Source organism: Microbacterium sp. TPU 3598, assembly GCF_002356155.1.
In the GTDB taxonomy this organism is placed as follows: domain Bacteria; phylum Actinomycetota; class Actinomycetes; order Actinomycetales; family Microbacteriaceae; genus Microbacterium; species Microbacterium maritypicum_A.
The window spans coordinates 3,537,011-3,555,596 of sequence record NZ_AP017975.1 but is presented as its reverse complement, the minus strand read 5'-3'; the positions used below and the strand labels follow the sequence as shown (position 1 = coordinate 3,555,596).

Below are 18,586 nucleotides of genomic sequence, written 5' to 3'. Positions count from 1 at the left end.
ACGATGCCGCTCAGCAAGGCGTTGAACGCGGGTATGCGCAAGGCGATGGAGAACGATCCGAAGGTCCTGCTCATGGGCGAGGACATCGGCAAGCTCGGCGGCGTCTTCCGTGTGACGGAGCACTTGCAGCGCGACTTCGGCGACCGCCGGGTGCTCGACACTCCGCTGGCCGAGTCGGGCATCGTCGGGACCGCGATCGGCATGGCGATGGTCGGTTTCCGTCCGGTCATCGAGATCCAGTTCGACGGCTTCGTGTTCCCCGCGTTCGACCAGATCACCACCCAGCTCGCGAAGCTCACCAACCGGCACGAGGGCGCCATCAGCATGCCGATCGTGATCCGGATTCCCTACGGCGGGCACATCGGCGCGGTCGAACACCACCAGGAGAGCCCTGAGGCGTACTTCGCGCACACCCCGGGCCTGCGCGTGGTCTCGCCGTCGACGCCGAACGACGCGTACTGGATGATCCAGGAGGCGATCGCCTCGAACGACCCGGTGATCTTCATGGAGCCGAAGAGCCGCTACTGGCAGAAGGGCGAGGTCGAGCTCGACGCCTCCGCCGTTCCGCTGCACTCCTCGCGGGTCGTGCGCACGGGCAGTGACGTGACCCTCGTCGGACACGGCGCGATGGTCACCACGCTCCTGCAGGCCGCGGCGCTCGCCGAAGCCGAGGGCACGAGCTGCGAGGTCGTCGACGTGCGCTCGCTGTCGCCGGTCGACTACGAGCCCATCCTCGACTCGGTGCGCAAGACCGGGCGCATGGTCTACGCGCAGGAGGCCCAGGGGTTCGGAAGCATCGGCGGTGAGATCGCGGCGACCGTCATGGAGCGGGCGTTCTACGCACTCGAGGCTCCAGTGCTGCGCGTCTCCGGCTACGACACCCCGTTCCCGCCCGCGAAGCTCGAAGGCGCGTACCTCCCGGATGCCGACCGCATCCTCGAGGCCGTCGATCGCTCACTCGCCTACTGACATCCCCGCTCGGCCGAAAGGACTCGTCATGAGCACGCAGAACTTCACCCTCCCCGACGTCGGGGAAGGCCTGACCGAGGCCGAGATCGTGGCCTGGAAGGTCGCCCCCGGCGACACGGTCGCGATCAACGACGTGCTCTGCGAGATCGAGACGGCCAAGTCGCTCGTCGAGCTGCCGTCGCCGCACGCGGGTGTGGTGGGCGAGCTGCTGGTCGAGGAGGGAACGACGGTCGAGGTCGGCACGCCCATCATCACCTTCGTGACCGAGCCTGCTGCGGGTGCAACGGCCGCTCCCGTTGCCGTGGCTCCCGCCGCAGAAGAGGGCGGCGGATCGGTGCTGGTCGGCTACGGCACGGGAGGCGGCGCCACTTCGCGTCGCAAGCGCCCGGCCGAGCGTCTGGTGCGCTCGTCGGTGGGCGTGATCGCGAAGCCGCCGATCCGCAAGCTCGCGCGCGACCTCGGCGTCGACCTCACCACGGTCGCAGCGACCGGCGCCGACGGCGAGGTCACCCGAGACGACGTCATGAAGCACGCGTCGCAGGCGAGCGTCTTCCGCAACATCGAGACTCCCGAGTGGGGAGCCGTGCGCGAGGAGACCGTGCCCGCACCGCAGGCTGCACCGGCAGGGCTCGCACGCGGACTCACTCCGACCCAGCCTTCGGCCGCCGGCGACGACCGCACCGAGTCGATCCCGGTCAAGGGTGTGCGCAAGGCCACGTCTTCGGCGATGGTGCAGAGCGCATACTCGGCCCCGCATGTGACGGTGTGGAAGGAGATCGACGCCAGCCGCACGATGGAGCTCGTGAAGCGTCTGAAGGCCTCGCCCGACTACGCCGATATCCGCGTCTCGCCGCTGCTGATCATGGCTCGCGCCGTGATCTGGGCCGCCCGTCGCACGCCGATGGTGAACGCGGCCTGGATAGAGACCGAAGCCGGTGCGGAGATCGCCGTGCGCCACTACGTGAACCTCGGGATCGCCGCCGCCACCCCGCGCGGCCTGCTGGTGCCGAACATCAAGGACGCGCAGGACCTCGGCATGAAGGACCTGGCGCGGGCGCTGAACCGTCTCACGCTCACGGCGCGCGAGGGCAAGACTCCACCGGCCGATCAGCAGGGCGGCACGATCACGATCACGAACATCGGTGTGTTCGGGATGGATGCCGGCACGCCGATCATCAACCCCGGCGAGGCGGGCATCGTGGCGATGGGCACCATCAGTCAGAAGCCGTGGGTCGTCGACGGCGAGGTGCGTCCTCGTTGGGTGACCACGGTCGCAGGGTCGTTCGACCACCGCGTGATCGACGGCGACGGCATGAGCCGCTTCATCGCCGACGTCGCCTCCGTGCTCGAGGAGCCCGCGCTGCTCGTGGACTGATATCGGACGTCCCTGAAGGTGCTTCTTCTTCACTCGAAGTTGGACCACTCAAACAAAGGCGAGCTGGTTCGACGTAGTTGATCCCTGTGTCCACAGGGATCGTGGGTTTGGAGGCTGCGAGAGGGCACCTAAGGAAGCGCCGGCGACACCTACCATCCTCTCTTCACAACACGCGTACGCGCCATCTCCCAACCCCGTAGGCGAAGCCGCTCGTCGTTTCGCTCTAACTGGCCAGCACCTGCATGTCCACGAAAACCTGCTGTCTTGAGCTCAGGTGGTGGTCCGCGTACGGATGCTGGTTCGCAGGTCACCGGTCTGCACGCCGATGGAGTTCAAGTGCTGACGCATCTGGGCGAACACGGGTGCCTGGCCCTTCGGATCGCTGATGGTGAGGACCGCGGAGTAGTCGACTCCGTCCACCGGCAGCTTTTCATTCGCTCGTTCGAGATAGTCGATGCGGAGCTTCCACTCCGAGCTCGATCCGCGTCCGCGCATCCTGCCGGTCTCGAACGACTTCACCATCTGCCACTTCATCGACTCCTGCAGAAGCTCGCGCTCCGTCGGGTGCATCTTGCCTTTCGGCGGCAGCGCGTTCACAGGCTTGGTCTGCCCGGACCATCCGCCCGCGCCATCGCTCTGCATCAGACGCGCGTGAATGTTGGCGCGGACACGCTCGTCACCATGTTCGTGTGCGATGGGCGGCTTCGCGACGATGGTCAGACGCGCTTCACCTGCGCAGCCTCCCTCAGCCGTCACCAGCGCATCAGGCCAAGAGAAGGTGAACCAGTTGTCCTCGTCTGGCCGGATAACTGCACTGACCACGATGGTGATCTCCGAATCCGAGCGTTGTAGCATCCGCTCCGCGGTCGTGGGGACGCCGAAACCAATGAGGTCTCGCGTATGCGGGAGCATCTTTTTCTGCGCGAACACGTCGGGGGTGTGCGCGAAATGCACCATCAGGGCGAGCAAGGTCTCCCGGGAAACATCGCCCTCGATGAGCGCGTCAAGGTCCGCGAGGCGGCGAGCGACGAGCGGTGCCGCGAAGCTCGTACCGCAGTCGGTAACCAGGAACCCGGCCCCGTTGACGGAAGTAAGTCCATGACCGCCGTCCGTGAGCGGTGTCCCAGACCCGCCGACATGCGCGAAGTCGGGCTTCGTTGCGCCGCGAAGCCCCGGACCTCGGCGGCTATAACGCGCGAGAGCGTACGGCACCTGTCCGTCGAGCCCAGGTGGGTTGAGGGCGCTCACCGAGACGTTATGGAGACTCTCGCCGGGCTCAGCGAGGATCCCACGAGTGTCGGCTGAAAGAGACGCGAGAGCGAGGTCGACCTTCGGATGCCACTCCGTGCGGGTATACCCGGGGCGCAGGTTGCCTGCGGAGATGACGAAGATGACGTCGTACTTTTCCGCCATCTCATCTAGGCGTCGGGCCATGTACCCGTACGAGTCAGCACCTTGAGGTGAGTCGACGTTGATGCTGAGGTTGAACACCCGGACACCACTGTCCTGACTGTAGGACTCGACGGCCTGATCGACCTCATCGAGGAATTGCGGAACGCCTTGCGGATAGTACGCCTCGAAGGGCTTACCAGTACCGCCGGGGTCGGCGGGCAGTACGTCGATGTCATAGATGCGGCAGCCGAGGTCGGGCGATAGCTTGAGCGCCGGGTTCATGGTCCCTTCGGCGACCAAAAGCCCGGAGATGAAGGTGCCGTGGTCGGTGTTCTTGTCCTGGCCTGCGAGAAGTCCCCACTGATTCTCGACCCAGGGGAGTAGTGCGTCGCCCACTCCACCGTCGATGACTCCAACCTGCGCCGGCGGGGTGCCCTCTGGGGCAAGGAGGACATCATCGGGTGCTTCCGTCTCAAGCGTTCGCGACTCGGTGGATTGGCTGGCGATGACGGGCGGCAGACTGATTGAGCGAACGACGGGATTCCGGCCCAGTTCTTCGAGGAGTACCTGATGTGCGGTTGGGTCGTCCAGCATCTCGGCGGTGCCCCCGGCTTCGAGCGCACGAGGGTCCATCATCTGTATCGCGTACATCCGGCCTCGGTCAGATCCGCCCTCGATGGCCCGGGCCGCAACTTCGGGCATCGCCTGCAGTTCTTCGAGGCGGCTCGCTGCAGCACGAGTCCGTTCCGCGAGTTTCGGGTTCTTCGCCGCCGACGCCAGGGGGAAGCAGCTCACGATGTAGCCTCCGCCTGTTCCTGGCTGCGCGAGCCACGAGGAGGCCTCTACGGCACTGAAGTTCCGGCGGTCGGTCTCGGTCCAGAGGGTAATGGACGCAATGGCCGACACTTCGCATCTTTGACGCGACGGGCGAAGCGCGACTACACCGGTATCCGGATCGACTCTCTGCTTCGTGACAACGGCTTCGCTCTTGCTCATCTCCGCGATGACGGCAGTCAGAGACTCAGGAGTGACTGCGAAGATCGGTTCGCCGACACCGTCGGTCGCGACGTGCGGCGACCAGATACTCCGGAACAGAACCTTCTGAGGGCGGTGGGACTTCGCAATGGCGTCCTCGTGCATCGTGACTTTGACGTACCCGAGCCCGCCGTACGTGTCATCGAGCTGAAGGGCGTCGCGAATCGCGCTGGCAGCAGCCACCAGTGCTTTCCGGTGCGCGGAGAAACCCGCGTTGTCGGTGGCGAAGAAGTCCTTGCCGTTCCCATTCGGGGTTCCGGTCTCGCGCTTGTCGCGCATCCGCTCTGAGTTCAGGACCAGCTGGACGGGCTCGTTGGGCATCGCTTACTCCTCGTGGACAGGGTCAGTCATTCGTCGTTGGATCGTCTTCGTGCTCAAGCCGAAAAGGTACGCGAGGTCGCTGTTGCTGAACGGGCGGTTGATCAGGTGGCGTACCTGTGTCGTCTCGTCCTCGTGGAGCAGGTCGAGCACCCCGCGGTCGATGTGTACCGACGTGGACTCGGCGACCTGCGCAACGGTGCGCACCGGCGTGGTGTTCTCCTCCGTGCGGAACAGGCGACGCTTGCGATACTTCGTAGTGAGGGTGCGAAGCTCCGCACCGGACAGTCCCTCCGCGGCCCAGGAGAGTAAATGGGCTTCGGCATTGCGGTTGTGCTGGTCTGCGTTGACCCCGTCCAGTGACTCCAGCGCGATCTCCACGCGCTGGTCATATTCCGGAAGCGGTACCGCGAGCTGCACCTCGAACCGACGCCAGATGGCTGGGTCGAGGAGGCCTTCATGGTTGGTCAGCCCGATGGTGACTCCGCGGCCGACGCGCGCGTCCATGTTTTGAAGGAGCGCGTTGACCACCCGCTTGATCTCGCCGACCTCATTGGGGTCGTCGCGCACCTTCGCGATGGCATCGAACTCGTCCAGGACCAGAACGCAGTCGTACCGGTTCGCGAACGCGAAGAGCGCACCGACGTTCCGTGCGGTGGTGCCGAGGTAGGAGCTGATGAGGCCGTCAAGCCGTGCGAGAACGACCGGGCGCCCTAGTTGCTGCGCGAGCCACAGGGCGAGTGTGGTCTTTCCCGTGCCCGGAGCGCCGTAAACCAGCAGAGAGGGGGAGGGGGACAGGCCCGCCTCCCATATCCTGTCGGAGTTGATCCACTCCATGAGAAGCGCATCGACATTGGCCTGAAGAGTGCGCGGGAAGACCGGGAGGGTAACGGTGATGTCCTCCGGCATGAGGATGGTCGCCAGCGGTGCGGACGAGTCCTTGTCGACGGGGACTGGGGTGCGGGGCGTCAGCCTTTCGAGGCCGACGGCTGAAGGTGCGCTGGGCGTGAGCCGGCTAGGGGAGAGCTCGGTGCTGCGGGCGTTGGTGTTAAGCAACTTGACCAGAGCAGTTGCCTGACGTTCGTTGCCTTCGGCCCGAAGAGCCTCGATGAGACGCTGAACCTGGTGCTTCAGTCGCTCGGCATCGTCTCCCAGTGCTACGCGAACAAGGGATGTGACAATCGGGAAGTGCTCCATGTGGACAGCCTAAGGGTAACGACAGACATTCTTCGGTCGCTGGTGGACAGTCTTATGATGAGCAGGGACTCTGAGGACATATTTTCGGACTAGCGAAGGCCGTGGTCAACGACGGCTCTTGTCTCCAAGCATGACGATGGGAGCACGCGAAGCTCTTGCAGCTCCGACCAGATCCTGACGGACTTCTTGCCGAGGCGTGAGGTGGTCCGGGGGCTGTCTGAGAGTCCGCCATGATGACTAGGGGGGCTCCCGCTCCGCTTGCACTGACGAACGGAACGAGATGAGCTCCACCCCGCCGGGTCCCGGCGCCGAGCCGGCACCTGCTGCTGCCGAGCTGTCTTACGTGGACAAAGGCGCGGGCTCGCTCGTTCCTGGCGTCCCGAAGAGCAACACCCAGAAAAGGGCCACGAAGGTCAAGCGGAAGAGCGACGACGCTCGTTCCCTCTGGCGTGCAGCGCGAGCGTTCACCCGCGCAGCACTCCTGAAAGCCGGCGAGTTCTGCCATACCTCACCGTTCGCGGCCGTCGCACCCTGGATCGGAACGCTCGTCGGAAGTTGGATCGTCGGGGGGAACACAGGCTCCGTCACTGCCATCATCATTGGTGCAGTAATCGCGGGAGTCGGCTGTATCCCGGTTGCCGCAGCTGCCCAATGGGTGAAGACCCGCGGTAACCGCACGCGTCGACAGGATGCCCGCGAGCGCAAGGTCATGGAGTACGCCTCGCTCGTTCTACTTCCCCACCTTGGAGAGTTCAGTCACCTGACGGCGGATGAGCGCATCGGCGCGCGCGAGGTCGTCCTCGTAGACACCGTGGACTACCTGCAGAACAATGTGTACCGCGACGAGGAGAAGAGCCAGCTGAAAACCGCGCTGAGCACTCGTGTGGTGCTGCACGCCTTCGGCGAAACGCCGGGACAGCTCGAGGTCGTCTACCAAGCGGGGCGCCCTGACCCGGCAACGGAGTTCAACCTCGAAGACGGGGGGCGCGGCGCCAAGGTTCTCGACGATCTCCTTGGCGGCATCGCCACCTACAGCACGCAACTCGTGGGGCGGAACTACGTCAGCTACGTATCCGCACCCATCATCACCGGCGACAACGCCATCTACGGCATGATCTCCGTCGACACTACAGATATCCGCCAACTGGACCCGGAGGACGGCTACGCGCTTGAAGTCATCGCGTCGGCACTCGCCGTGTTCTATCAAGAAGCGGAACACGCATAAGAAGATCCGTGTTGTTATGTACGGCAATGACGGGAACAGCAGTGCAACGAACATGTACAGCGCGTAACAAGCAACCGTGGTTACACTGAAGAAAAGAAGGGGAGACGATATGGCACAGAACATTCGACTTACCGAAGAACAAGCGCGCGCGCGCCAGCAGGTGCGCGAAGCTCGACTGAACCGCAGCGTCACTGACGTCGCTCGGGACATCAAGCGTGAGCAGCAGGAGTACAACCGACTGCTCATCGCTAGCGCAGCTCGATCCTGACGCTTCCACACGACGCGCCTTCTCCATAGCGGGGAGGGCGCGTTTTCGTTTCCGCAGCGGCCTAGCGGGTCGGGGCCAGCGAGCGATCTCGGCCCTCACCGCCCGGGGGCGATCATGGTCTCGTCGACGACTACCCCGAGGTATCGGTCGCGCGACGAGGTGATCGGCGGCCAGAAGAGCACAACTCCTCGCGGCGTCGAGTTCTGCCTTTTCGCGGCGCCAGCGGCTGCCGGACCCCGGCTGTAGCTGGCTGCTTCTCGCTCGCGTCGCGGACCTCGAACGCAAGCGCGAACTGCTGGACGAAGCGATGACCGAGGTCATGGGCGAGGCCGACGAGTCAGAGTGCCCGCGACGAAGGAACGTGAGGGGCGCTCGCTCGTCGCCGGACGCCAACCCTAGTGCCCCGGGGCGTGCTACACCGGATCACATAGTTTGACGATCCCGCCAGTCGAGCCCCATCCGAGACCCCAGTGCTTGCCGAGACCAACTACCGCAGATCCGGTTCAGGTTAGAGGACGACCCATAACTGATGGTAACCACACTTCGGTGAGGCCCGAAGCGTCGACTGGTGACAATAGAGAGTTGAGAACCACGCGGAGCGTCGACCTACCGGTGTTGTACTTCGGGACTCCCGTCGCGCTGATCGCCACCGTCAACCCTGACGGATCCTCGAACATCAGCCCGATCTCGTCGGCGTGGGCGCTGGGCGACCGGTACATGCTCGGGTTGGGGGCCGAAGGGCAGGCGGCCGCGAACATCGAGCGTATCGGGGATCTCGTCATCAACCTCCCCTCCGCCGACCTCGTGCACACCGTGGAGGCGATCGCCGCTCCGTGTCCCAGCTGGGTGCCGCGCTCAGCAGCCCGACACGGGTGCAGATGTGTCTGGCACTGCTCGACGGTCGGGCATGGACGGCCGGAGAGCTCGCACGTGCTGCTGGAGTGACGAGGTCGACGGCATCGGAGCATCTGACGACGCTCCTCGACGCCCAGCTGATCGAGCTGCGTCGACAAGGGCGGCACTCCTATGTCACCCTTGCGTCACCGGACGCCGCGCACATCATCGAGGCAGCGACGGCGTACGCCGGGAAGGCGGCTCCCATCACGAGCCTTCGTGCGGCGACGGTGCGAGACGACTTGATCCTGGCCCGCACCTGCTACGACCATCTCGCCGGCCGGTTGGGGGTCGCGCTCGCCGACGCTCTCATCGAACAGGGACACCTCTCGGAGGAGCTGGCCGTGACGGCGACGGGCCGCGACCTGCTCGAGAGCATCGCGGGGCCGGCCGCGCTGGTCCCGGCATCCCGTCGTCCTCTCGTCAGAACCTGCCTCGATTGGACCGAACGGCGCCCGCATCTCTCCGGCCATCTCGGCGCCGTCCTCCTCCGCGCCGCGCACGACCGTGGCTGGATCCGCCCTCAGCCGACCTCGCGCGCGGTGACGATCTCTCCCGCCGGCGCGGAGGCGTTCCACACCCTCTTCGGTATCCCGCGGACGCTGTCGACCTGATGGCTTCCGGCACCCGCGCGTCGCGCGAGCGTACGGTCACTCGTGCGGAAGCAGGCCGCTCGGGCGCGCGAGCGTCAGGCGGTGAGGCGCTGCTCCGCGAGGAGGGGAACGGCACGCTCCCTCGCCGCCTTCCGGGCGGTCGCCACGGCTCCCCGTGACACGACTTCGGCCCCGAGCGTCGACGCGAGGATCTCCGGCGCCGGCAGGTGCAGCTCTTCGGGGAGGATGCGACGGGCTGCGGTCAGCACGGGCTCGATGCTCTCGGCGACCGCTCCGCACACGATGACGCGCGCCGGGTCGTACATGCTGCCGAGCACGCCGACGATGCGGGCGACGGTGGCCCCGACGCGCGAGGTGACCAGCACGGCGTCCGGATCGCCTGAGGCCGCGAGGGTCAGGACCAGACGGGGGTCGATGCGGTCGGCCTCGACGAGGCGACCCACCGCGCTGTCCGCGGCGATCTCCCCGGAATCCACGGCCGCGAGCACCTGATCCTGCACCGAGTAGCGGAGCCCGAACGCCGAACCCACACCCACGATGTGGTCGAAGACGACGCCCTCGCCGACACCGCCGTGCGCACCGTGCAGCACATGGCCGTCGACCACCACGCCGCCGCCGAACCGTTCGCTCGCGAGCAGCGCCACGTAGTCGCGGCATCCGATCGCCGCGCCCTCTGCGCCCTCGGCGATGGCGGCGAGTTGCGCGTCGTTCTTGATCTGCACGACCGGGGCCCAGTCGCGCAGGGCGTCGGCGAGCCCGGGGTTGGTGCGCTCCCAGAAGCCGTCGGGGTGAGGTGGGGAGATGCCGTCGCGGTTCACGGGCGCCGCGACGCCAACGCACAGCGCGAGCACCTGGTCGCGTGTCACCTCGGCCTCGGCGAGCGCGTCGGCCAGTCGGTCGAGGATCGTCGTGCGCCGCTCGGCGGCCGACTGCCCCGGCTCGAACTCCACGCGGTGATGCACGAGGGTCCGATCGAGGGGGTCGGCCACAGTCACGGCGAGGTGGGTGTCTCCCGCGTCGACACCGATCACGACCCCGAGATCGGGGGCGAGGGCGAAGCGACGCGAGGGGCGGCCGGAGCGGTAGGTGCCCGCGGCGCGGGCGTTCGGCAGCTCGCGCAGCACCTCGGCCCCGACCAGCGTGTCGATGGCGTCGATCGCGGTGGAACGGGTCAGGGAGGTGCCGGCCATCGCCTCGGTCGCGGTGAACTCGCCGGCGGTCCAGGCGAAGTCGAGGACGGCACCGACGCTCGCGCGTCCGGTTCCCAGATCTGCGGAGACTTCTGTCATGGCCCTTGACCTCCCTGTCCTCCAATGAGAGAGTACCGTTCGATAGAGTAAATTCGCTCACTAGATTTAGTGCAGGAATTTATATGACGGAAGGACGACGGTGTCTGAGAGACGAACACGCGCGGTGCGAGCGGCGGCCGCGGCCCTGGGGGTCACCCTGGTCGGCACGGCCCTCGCGGGTTGCGCCGCCGACACGGGAGCGGAGACCATCCGCTTCACCTTCAGCAAGCGCGAGGCGATCGAGTTCATGACCGCCCTCGTCGCCGAGTACAACTCCTCGCAGAGCGACGTGAAGGTCGAGATCGACACCTCGGGCGTCGATGTCGTCTCGGCGAGTTTCGTGCGGGGCAACCCGCCCGACATCATGCTCGCCAACTACAACTACGAGATCGCCCGGTTCGTGCAGCGCTGCGCGCTCACCGATCTCGCAGGCACCGACGCCGCCGCGGGCATCCGCGACGACCTGCAGCCGCTGATGGACCAGTACGGGTCCTGTGAGGGCCGCACCAGCGCCCTCCCGTACTCGGTGATGGCCGCGTCCGTCATCTACAACAAGGAGATCTTCCAGGCGCAGGGCCTCGAGGTCCCGCAGACCTGGGACGAGCTGCTCGCGGTGTGCGACCAGCTCGAGGCCGCCGGCATCGATCCGTTCTACGGCACGTTCAAGGACGACTGGACCGTGGGCCAGGGGTGGTACGACTACACCGCGGGCGGCTCGGTGGACGTGATCGATTTCTTCGATGCCCTCGCCGATGAGGGCGCGGACGTCGGTCCCGACTCCGCGGTCTCGTTCTCGAAGGACTTCGCCGAGCCGATGGACAAGATGATGCAGCTCGCGAACGACTACACCAACGCGGATGCGCCGAGCCGCGGCTACGGCGACGGCAACCTCGCTTTCGGCAAGGGCGAGGCCGCGATGTACCTGCAGGGCCCGTGGGCCTTCAGCGAGATCGCGAAGACCGCACCCGACCTGCAGCTGGGCACCTTCCCGCTGCCGATGACCGACGACCCGGCCGACCTCGGCGTGCGCGTCAACATGGACCTGGCCGCGATGATCCCCGAGGGTTCTCGCCATCAGGAGGCCGCCCGCGACTTCCTCGAGTTCCTCTACGAGCCGCAGAACATCGAGGAGTACAACGCCTCGCAGCTCGGCTTCACCCCGACGAAGGGTGCTCCCGCCCCCGACGACCCCCGCATCGAGGGGATGGTCGAGTACTACGACAACGGGCAGATCTACCAGGGCCCGTCGGTGCTCGTGCCCAAGACGCTTCCGATCATGAACTACGCGCAGGCGATGGTGCTCGGCGCCTCTCCGACCTCCATCCTGCGCACGATGGACGCGGACTGGGCCCGCATCGCCTTCCGCGCGCCGATCCCGTCGACGAAGGACGCCGCGTCCGCTTCCGGCGCCCCATCCGCTTCCGGCGAGACAGAGGAGTCCGCGCCATGAGCACCACCACGCCCACCACGCCCACCGCGCCCGGTGACAGCACGACCCTCATCGTCACCGGCGGCGACCGGAAGCTCCGGCGGCACACGCGTCGCGTCGAGCCGATCTACTACCTGTTCCTGCTGCCGACGCTGGTGCTCTTCACGCTCGCGATCACGGTTCCGGGAGTCATCGGCATCTTCTTCAGCTTCACCGACTCGATCGGCATCGGGGAGTGGAGCTTCAACGGACTGACGAACTACATCGCGCTGTTCAGCGATCCGTCGATCCTGCAGAGCTACCTGTTCACCTTCGGGTTCTCGATCGCCACGGTGATCGTCGTCAACGTGGTCGCGTTCCTGCTGGCGGTCGGGCTCACCTCGCGCATCCGCTTCAAGACGGGCCTGCGCACGATCTTCGTGATCCCGATGGTGATCTCGGGCATCATCATCGCCTACGTCTTCAACTTCCTGTTCTCGAACTCGATCCCCGCGGCTGGCGCGGCGGCCGGCATCCCGTGGCTCGAGACGAGCCTGCTCGCCAACCCCGACCTCGCCTGGATCGCCATCGTCATCGTCACCGCCTGGCAGGCCGTGCCCGGCACCCTGCTGATCTACATCGCCGGCCTTCTCTCGGTTCCCGGCGAGGTGTACGAGGCGGCGAGCATCGATGGCGCCAGCAAGGCGCAGCAGCTCACCCGCATCACGCTCCCGCTCGTCGCGGGCTATGTGGTGATCAACGTGATCCTCGGATTCAAGGGGTTCCTGAACGCCTACGACATCATCGTCGGCCTCACCAACGGAGGCCCCGGAACCTCCACCCGCAGCGTCGCGATGACGATCATCGCGGGCTTCAACGGCGGCGACTACGCCTATCAGATGGCCAACGCGACCATCTTCTTCATCGTCGCCGTGCTCATCTCCCTCCTCCAGCTGTCGCTGACGCGCGGAAGGAACGCACTCTGATGTCGACGCAGACACTCACCACTGTCCCCACCTCGGGCAAGAAGCCGCGCGTGCGCATGGAGCGCGTCAACTGGTCGGGCACGATCATCCTGATCCTGTGCGCCGTGACCGTGCTCCTGCCGCTGTACGTGACTATCTCGATGGCGCTCAAGACCACGGGTCAGGCGGTCGACGGCAATGCCTTCTCGCTGCCGGCCCCGTTCAGCGTCGACGGTTTCGTCGAGGCGTGGACGCTGACGAAGTTCCCCGTCGGTGCGGGCATCTCGCTGCTGGTCACCGCCGGCACCGTGATCGCGACGATCGTGCTGGCGGCCTTCGCCTCCTACGCCATCGTGCGCAACTGGGACCGTCGGCTGTTCCGCTACTCGTTCTTCTACCTGCTCGCGGCGATGTTCATCCCGTTCCCGGTCGTGGCCCTGCCGCAGATCCAGCTCACCGGACGCGTCGGGCTCGACAACCCGTTCGGCGTGATCATCCTCGCGACCATGTTCCAGTTGAGCTTCAGCGTGCTGCTGTTCACCGCGTTCCTGCGCTCGATACCGATCGAGCTCGAGGAGAGCGCGCGCATCGACGGAGCCACGACCTGGCAGACGTTCTGGAAGCTCATCTTCCCGCTGCTCGCCCCGATGAGTGCGACGGTCGGCATCTTCGCCTTCCTCTACGCCTGGAACGACTTCATGATGCCGTCGCTCATCATCGCCGATCCGGCGCTGCAGACGCTGCCGGTGCGGCAGAACCTGTTCCAGAACCAGTTCAGCAACAACTACAACGTCGCCTTCGCCTCGTACCTCATGGCGATGGCGCCCGCGATCGTGGCCTACCTGTTCACGCAGCGGTGGGTCATGGAGGGCGTCACCCAGGGCGCCGTCAAGGGCTGACCGCCGCACCGCTCGAACCGCCCGAACCGCTCGAAGCCACCGAACCACCGGAAACACAGAAGGAGTCCTCCCCTCATGACCGACGCGCTTCTCGCCGAGACCCGCACCGCCGAAGACGCCGCGTGGTGGCGTCAGGCCGCCGTCTACCAGATCTACCCGCGCAGCTTCGCCGACGCGAACGGCGACGGCATCGGTGACATCCCCGGCATCGTCTCCCGGGCCGACTATCTGCAGGGCCTCGGCATCGATGCGGTCTGGCTCAGCCCGTTCTATCCGTCCGCGCTCGCCGACGGCGGATACGACGTCGCCGACTACCGTGACGTCGACCCGCGGCTGGGCACCCTCGCCGACTTCGACGACATGGTCGAGGCGCTGCACTCCCGCGGCATCCGCGTGATCGTCGACATCGTCCCGAACCACTCGTCCGACCAGCACGAGTGGTTCCAGGAGGCGCTCGCTGCGGGGCGCGGCTCGGCGGCGCGCGACCGGTACATCTTCCGCGAGGGCACCGGACCCGACGGCTCCGAGCCGCCGACCGACTGGGATTCGGTGTTCGGCGGCAGTGCCTGGGAGCGCGTGGAAGACGGGCAGTGGTATCTGCACAACTTCGCCGTGGAGCAGCCCGACCTGAACTGGGACCACCCCGAGGTGCGCGCCGACTTCCTGAAGACGCTGCGCTTCTGGTCGGACCGCGGTGTCGACGGATTCCGCATCGACGTCGCCCACATGCTCACGAAGGACCTCAGCGAACCGCTGCCCTCGCGTGCCGAGCTCGACGCGATGGACCGCACCTCGGGCACGCACCCGATGGTCGACCGCGACGACGTGCACGAGATCTACGCCGAGTGGCGTGCGGTGTTCGACGAGTACGACCCGCCGCGCACCGCCGTCGCCGAGGCCTGGGTGGAGACGCCGGAGCGCCGGGCGAAGTACGCGTCGGCCGAGGGGCTCGGGCAGGCGTTCAACTTCGATCTGCTGGTCGCCGACTTCGACGCCACGCAGTTCCGCAGCATCATCGCCGACAACCTGCAGCAGGCGGCGGCGACCGGATCGTCGACCACCTGGGTGCTGTCGAACCATGACGTCACCCGCCATGCCACCCGCTATGGGCTCCCGGCACTGAACGGCCGTCCGGTCAAGCAGGGCACCGAGTGGGTGAAGGCCGGTGGTCCGGCGGATGCACTGGACCGTGAGGGCGGGCTCCGCCGGGCGCACGCGGCCACCCTGCTGCTGCTCGGCCTGCCTGGCAGCACCTATCTCTATCAGGGGGAGGAGCTCGGTCTCCACGAGGTCGCGCAGATCACGCCGGAGCAGCGTCAGGATCCGGGCTTCTTCCGTGGTGCCGAGTTCGACGGCCTCGGTCGGGACGGATGCCGCGTGCCGCTGCCGTGGACTGCTGCGGGGTCCTCGTACGGATTCGGGGCCGCAGGCGCGCACCTTCCGCAGCCGGAGTGGTTCGCGCAGTATGCGGTCGACGTCGAGGCGGCGGACCCGTCGTCGACGCTCTCGCTGTACCGGGAGGCTCTGCGCCTGCGGCACCTGCTGCAGACCGGCGAGACCCTGGGGTGGATCGAGACCGGCCGCGACGATGTGCTGCGCTTCGCCCGCCCGAACGGCTGGCAGGTGGTGTCGAACTTCGGCGCCGCGCCTGTCGAGCTCGGTGCGGATGCCGCCGACGTCGTACTCGCGAGTGCTCCGCTCGAGGGCTCGACCCTTCCCGGCGAGGCCACGGTCTGGATCGCGCCGGCCGAGCTGCGCGCCTGAGCTCCCGCAGCTGCGAAAACAGAGACGATTCGCGTCGCGCGCGGGGTGTTGATCACCGACACCCCGCGTGAACGTCGAATCGTCTCCGTTTTGGCGGGCGGGCGGGCAGGCAGGCAGCGGGGCGGGCAGGCAGGCAGGGCGAAGGATTTGATAATGGTTCTCATTAGCGTTTAGAGTGAAGGCATGAAGAAGCCCGTCGTCGCCCTCGCCCTCGCATCCGTCGCCGCTCTCACGCTGGCCGGATGCTCCACCCCCTCGGCGGGGGAGGGCGACGACGGCACCATCACGGTCGTCGCGAGCACCAACGTCTACGGCGACATCGCCGCGACGATCGGCGGCGATCGCGTCGACGTGCAGTCGATCATCACCTCCGCCTCGCAGGACCCGCACTCCTACGAGGCGAGCGCCCGCGACCGGCTCACGGTGCAGAAGGCCGACCTTGTGATCGAGAACGGCGGCGGCTACGACGCCTTCATCGACACGCTGCTGCAGGACGCGAAGGACCCGCATGTGGTCACAGCCGTCGAGTACTCGCACGACTTCCCCGGGAACGAGGGTCACGACGAGGCGGGCCACGACCACGCCGACGAGTCGGCGAGCGCTGCCCCCGAGGAGAGCGACGCGCCCGAGGACGAGGTGCACGATCACGCCGACGACGAGGCCGGGCACGAGGGCCACGACCACATCGAGGGCTTCAACGAGCACGTCTGGTTCGACCCGCACACCATGATCCACGTCGTCGAGGCCATCGCCGACGAGCTGACCGAGCTCGACCCCGACGGTGCGAAGGAGTTCGCCGCGAACGCGGCCACCCTCACCGCCGACCTCGAAGGCTTCGAGACCGAGCTGGCGACTCTCAAGACGGAGGCGCCCGACGTCGACGTCTTCATCACCGAGCCGCTGCCCGGCTACCTCGCCGCCGCCGCCGGATTCACCGATGTCACCCCCGACGGATTCGCCGAGTCGGTCGAAGAAGGCACCGACGTCGCCCCGGCCGTGCTGCTGCAGGCGCTCGACGTGATCGACAGCGGTCAGGTGACGGCACTGCTGACCAACGCGCAGACCGGCGGGTCCGAGACCCAGCGCGTCGAAACCGCGGCGAAGGACGCCGGCATCCCCGTCGTCGCCTTCACGGAGCTGCTCGAGGACGGATCGTCGTACTCTGAGTGGATGAGTGACGCGATCCAGAGCCTCGCCGCCGCCGTCAAGTCGTGAGCGGCGCCGCACAGCGCGGGAATCCGGTCCTCGAGATCTCCGACGCGTCGCTGCAGCGCGGTGATCGCGAACTCTGGTCGGGCCTCGACCTCACGGTCGAGCCGGGGGAGTTCATCGCGGTGCTCGGCCCCTCCGGGTCGGGCAAGACCACCCTGCTGCGGAGCATCCTGGGCCTGCAACCGCTGTCTTCGGGCACGATCCGCGTCGCGGGTGAGCCCGTGCACCGCGGTAACTCCCGTATCGGGTACATCCCGCAGCAGCGCTCGCTCGCCCCCGACACGAGCATGCGAGCCCGCGACCTCGTCGCCCTCGGCGTGCAGGGGAGCCGCTTCGGCTTCCCGATCCCGCACCGTGGCGACCGCGCCAAGGTCGACCACCTGCTCGAGGCGGTCGGCGCCTCGCACTTCGCCGATCGCCGGGTCGGACTGCTCTCGGGCGGCGAGCAGCAGCGGTTGCGGGTCGGTCAGGCCCTCGCCGACGAGCCGGCTCTGCTGCTGTGCGACGAGCCGCTGTCGAACCTCGACCTCGCGAACCAGGTCGCCGTGACCGACATCATCGATCGTCAGCGCCGTGAGCGCGAGGCGGCGGTGTTGTTCGTCACCCATGACATCAACCCGATCCTCGGCCGGGTCGACCGCATCCTCTACATCGCCGGCGGACGGTTCCTGCTCGGAACCCCCGACGAGGTGCTGCAGACGCGCGTGCTCACCGACCTCTACGGCACTCCGGTGTTCGTGCTCCGCGCGGGCGACCGGCTGGTGGTCGTGGGCGTGCCGGACGCCGAGCCCCACCACGACCACGAGCACGGACACCACGACCACGGACACCACGAGCACGGAGGAGCGGCATGAGCGTCGCACTGGGCATGGTGCCGCTGGTCGATTGGAGCGACGTCTTCTCGTTCCAGGACTACGGCGAGCTCGTCACCCTGCTCGCGAACTCGATCATCGCCGGCGCGGTGCTCGGCATCGTCGGCGGACTCATCGGCGTCTTCGTGATGCAGCGCGACCTGGCTTTCGCGGTGCACGGCGTGAGCGAGCTGTCATTCGCGGGAGCGGCTGCCGCCCTGCTCTTCGGCGGCAGCGTCGTAGCCGGGTCTCTCGGCGGAGCGCTCGTCGCCGCCATCCTGATCGGGGTCCTCGGGGCCAAGGCCAGGGACCGCAACTCCATCGTGGGTGTGCTCATGCCGTTCGGCCTGGGCCTCGGCATCCTGTTCCTCTCGCTCTACGACGGCCGCAGCGCCAACCGCTTCAGCCTGCTCACCGGCCAGATCGTTTCGGTCTCGAGCCCCGACCTCGGCTGGCTGATCGGCATCAGCATGGTCGTGCTGATCGGTCTGCTGGTGATGTGGAACCCGCTGCGGTTCGACTCGCTCGACCCGGAATCGGCCGCGGCCCGCGGCGTGCCGACCCGTGCCGTCAGCCTGCTGTTCATGGTGCTGCTCGGCCTGATCGTCGCGGTGAGCGTGCACATCATCGGGGCCCTCCTGGTGATGGCGCTGCTGGTCACCCCCGCGGCCGCCGCGATGCGCGTCACCGCAGGCCCCATCGCCGTGCCGTTGCTGGCCGCGCTGTTCGGCTTCGTGTCCGCGGTCGGCGGCATCCTGCTGGCCCTCGCCGGCACGCTCCCGGTGAGCCCGTACATCACGACCCTGTCGTTCACGATCTACGTGGTGTGCTGGATCGTGCAGAAGGCGCGGGCCCGAGTGCGCCGTGTGCGTGCCTGAAATCCTCTCCCAGCCCTCGCCAACCCCCGCGGC

At 67.0% G+C, this 18,586-nt stretch carries 16 protein-coding genes; 13 read left to right on the top strand and 3 right to left on the bottom strand.

What is annotated here, in order from left to right:
- The first annotated feature begins 3 nt into the window (after positions 1–3).
- The gene (locus MST3598_RS16970) at positions 4–969 is read left to right on the top strand and encodes an alpha-ketoacid dehydrogenase subunit beta (protein WP_029260644.1); all 966 of its coding nucleotides are present in this window, start codon (positions 4–6) and stop codon (positions 967–969) included.
- Between the two features lie 28 nt (positions 970–997).
- Entirely contained in the window at positions 998–2,344 is a 1,347-nt protein-coding gene (locus MST3598_RS16965) for a dihydrolipoamide acetyltransferase family protein (RefSeq protein ID WP_029260643.1), read from the top strand.
- 270 nt (positions 2,345–2,614) lie between these two features.
- On the opposite strand, the gene MST3598_RS16960 is transcribed toward MST3598_RS16965, so the two are convergent.
- Positions 2,615–5,092: a S8 family peptidase gene (locus MST3598_RS16960; protein ID WP_029260642.1), complete on the bottom strand. Its 2,478-nt coding sequence runs from the start codon at positions 5,090–5,092 to the stop codon at positions 2,615–2,617.
- 3 nt (positions 5,093–5,095) lie between these two features.
- Positions 5,096–6,286: an AAA family ATPase gene (locus MST3598_RS16955; protein ID WP_029260641.1), complete on the bottom strand. Its 1,191-nt coding sequence runs from the start codon at positions 6,284–6,286 to the stop codon at positions 5,096–5,098.
- 280 nt (positions 6,287–6,566) lie between these two features.
- Here MST3598_RS16955 and MST3598_RS18445 point away from each other — a divergent pair, with 280 nt between their 5' ends.
- The 4 genes from MST3598_RS18445 to MST3598_RS16935 all read left to right on the top strand — a co-directional run bounded on the left by MST3598_RS18445 (position 6,567) and on the right by MST3598_RS16935 (position 9,287).
- Complete coding sequence (locus MST3598_RS18445) at positions 6,567–7,511, top strand: hypothetical protein (protein ID WP_136053563.1); 945 nt, start codon at positions 6,567–6,569, stop codon at positions 7,509–7,511.
- Positions 7,512–7,620: 109 nt separating this feature from the next.
- The gene (locus MST3598_RS18440) at positions 7,621–7,779 is read left to right on the top strand and encodes a hypothetical protein (protein ID WP_157749869.1); all 159 of its coding nucleotides are present in this window, start codon (positions 7,621–7,623) and stop codon (positions 7,777–7,779) included.
- A 582-nt stretch (positions 7,780–8,361) separates the two neighbouring features.
- Positions 8,362–8,724 carry a hypothetical protein gene (locus MST3598_RS16940; RefSeq protein WP_136053561.1) on the top strand — a complete coding sequence of 121 codons (363 nt, stop codon included), beginning with the start codon at positions 8,362–8,364 and terminating at the stop codon, positions 8,722–8,724.
- Positions 8,658–9,287 (top strand): ArsR/SmtB family transcription factor, encoded by a 630-nt coding sequence (locus tag MST3598_RS16935; RefSeq protein ID WP_081860209.1) that lies wholly within the window; start codon positions 8,658–8,660, stop codon positions 9,285–9,287. The genes MST3598_RS16940 and MST3598_RS16935 overlap by 67 nt, the downstream gene beginning before the upstream one ends.
- 74 nt (positions 9,288–9,361) lie before the next feature.
- On the opposite strand, the gene MST3598_RS16930 is transcribed toward MST3598_RS16935, so the two are convergent.
- On the bottom strand, positions 9,362–10,576 hold the full coding sequence (locus MST3598_RS16930) for an ROK family protein (RefSeq protein ID WP_029260636.1): 1,215 nt from the start codon (positions 10,574–10,576) through the stop codon (positions 9,362–9,364).
- A 100-nt stretch (positions 10,577–10,676) separates the two neighbouring features.
- Here MST3598_RS16930 and MST3598_RS16925 point away from each other — a divergent pair, with 100 nt between their 5' ends.
- The 7 genes from MST3598_RS16925 (at position 10,677) to MST3598_RS16895 (ending at position 18,553) form a co-directional block, all read left to right on the top strand.
- Complete coding sequence (locus MST3598_RS16925) at positions 10,677–12,026, top strand: ABC transporter substrate-binding protein (protein ID WP_051671228.1); 1,350 nt, start codon at positions 10,677–10,679, stop codon at positions 12,024–12,026.
- Positions 12,023–12,970 (top strand): carbohydrate ABC transporter permease, encoded by a 948-nt coding sequence (locus MST3598_RS16920; RefSeq protein ID WP_172889164.1) that lies wholly within the window; start codon positions 12,023–12,025, stop codon positions 12,968–12,970. Before MST3598_RS16925 ends, MST3598_RS16920 begins: the two co-directional genes overlap by 4 nt.
- A complete protein-coding gene (locus MST3598_RS16915; RefSeq protein WP_021201606.1) occupies positions 12,970–13,848 on the top strand; it encodes a carbohydrate ABC transporter permease in 879 nt (292 codons plus the stop codon). The genes MST3598_RS16920 and MST3598_RS16915 overlap by 1 nt, the downstream gene beginning before the upstream one ends.
- 75 nt (positions 13,849–13,923) lie before the next feature.
- Complete coding sequence (locus tag MST3598_RS16910) at positions 13,924–15,612, top strand: glycoside hydrolase family 13 protein (RefSeq protein WP_029260633.1); 1,689 nt, start codon at positions 13,924–13,926, stop codon at positions 15,610–15,612.
- 183 nt (positions 15,613–15,795) lie between these two features.
- Positions 15,796–16,827, top strand: coding sequence for a metal ABC transporter solute-binding protein, Zn/Mn family (locus MST3598_RS16905; RefSeq protein WP_029260632.1), 1,032 nt, complete (start codon positions 15,796–15,798; stop codon positions 16,825–16,827).
- Entirely contained in the window at positions 16,824–17,678 is an 855-nt protein-coding gene (locus MST3598_RS16900; RefSeq protein ID WP_029260631.1) for a metal ABC transporter ATP-binding protein, read from the top strand. Before MST3598_RS16905 ends, MST3598_RS16900 begins: the two co-directional genes overlap by 4 nt.
- Complete coding sequence (locus MST3598_RS16895; protein ID WP_021201610.1) at positions 17,675–18,553, top strand: metal ABC transporter permease; 879 nt, start codon at positions 17,675–17,677, stop codon at positions 18,551–18,553. The genes MST3598_RS16900 and MST3598_RS16895 overlap by 4 nt, the downstream gene beginning before the upstream one ends.
- Positions 18,554–18,586: the final 33 nt, after the last annotated feature.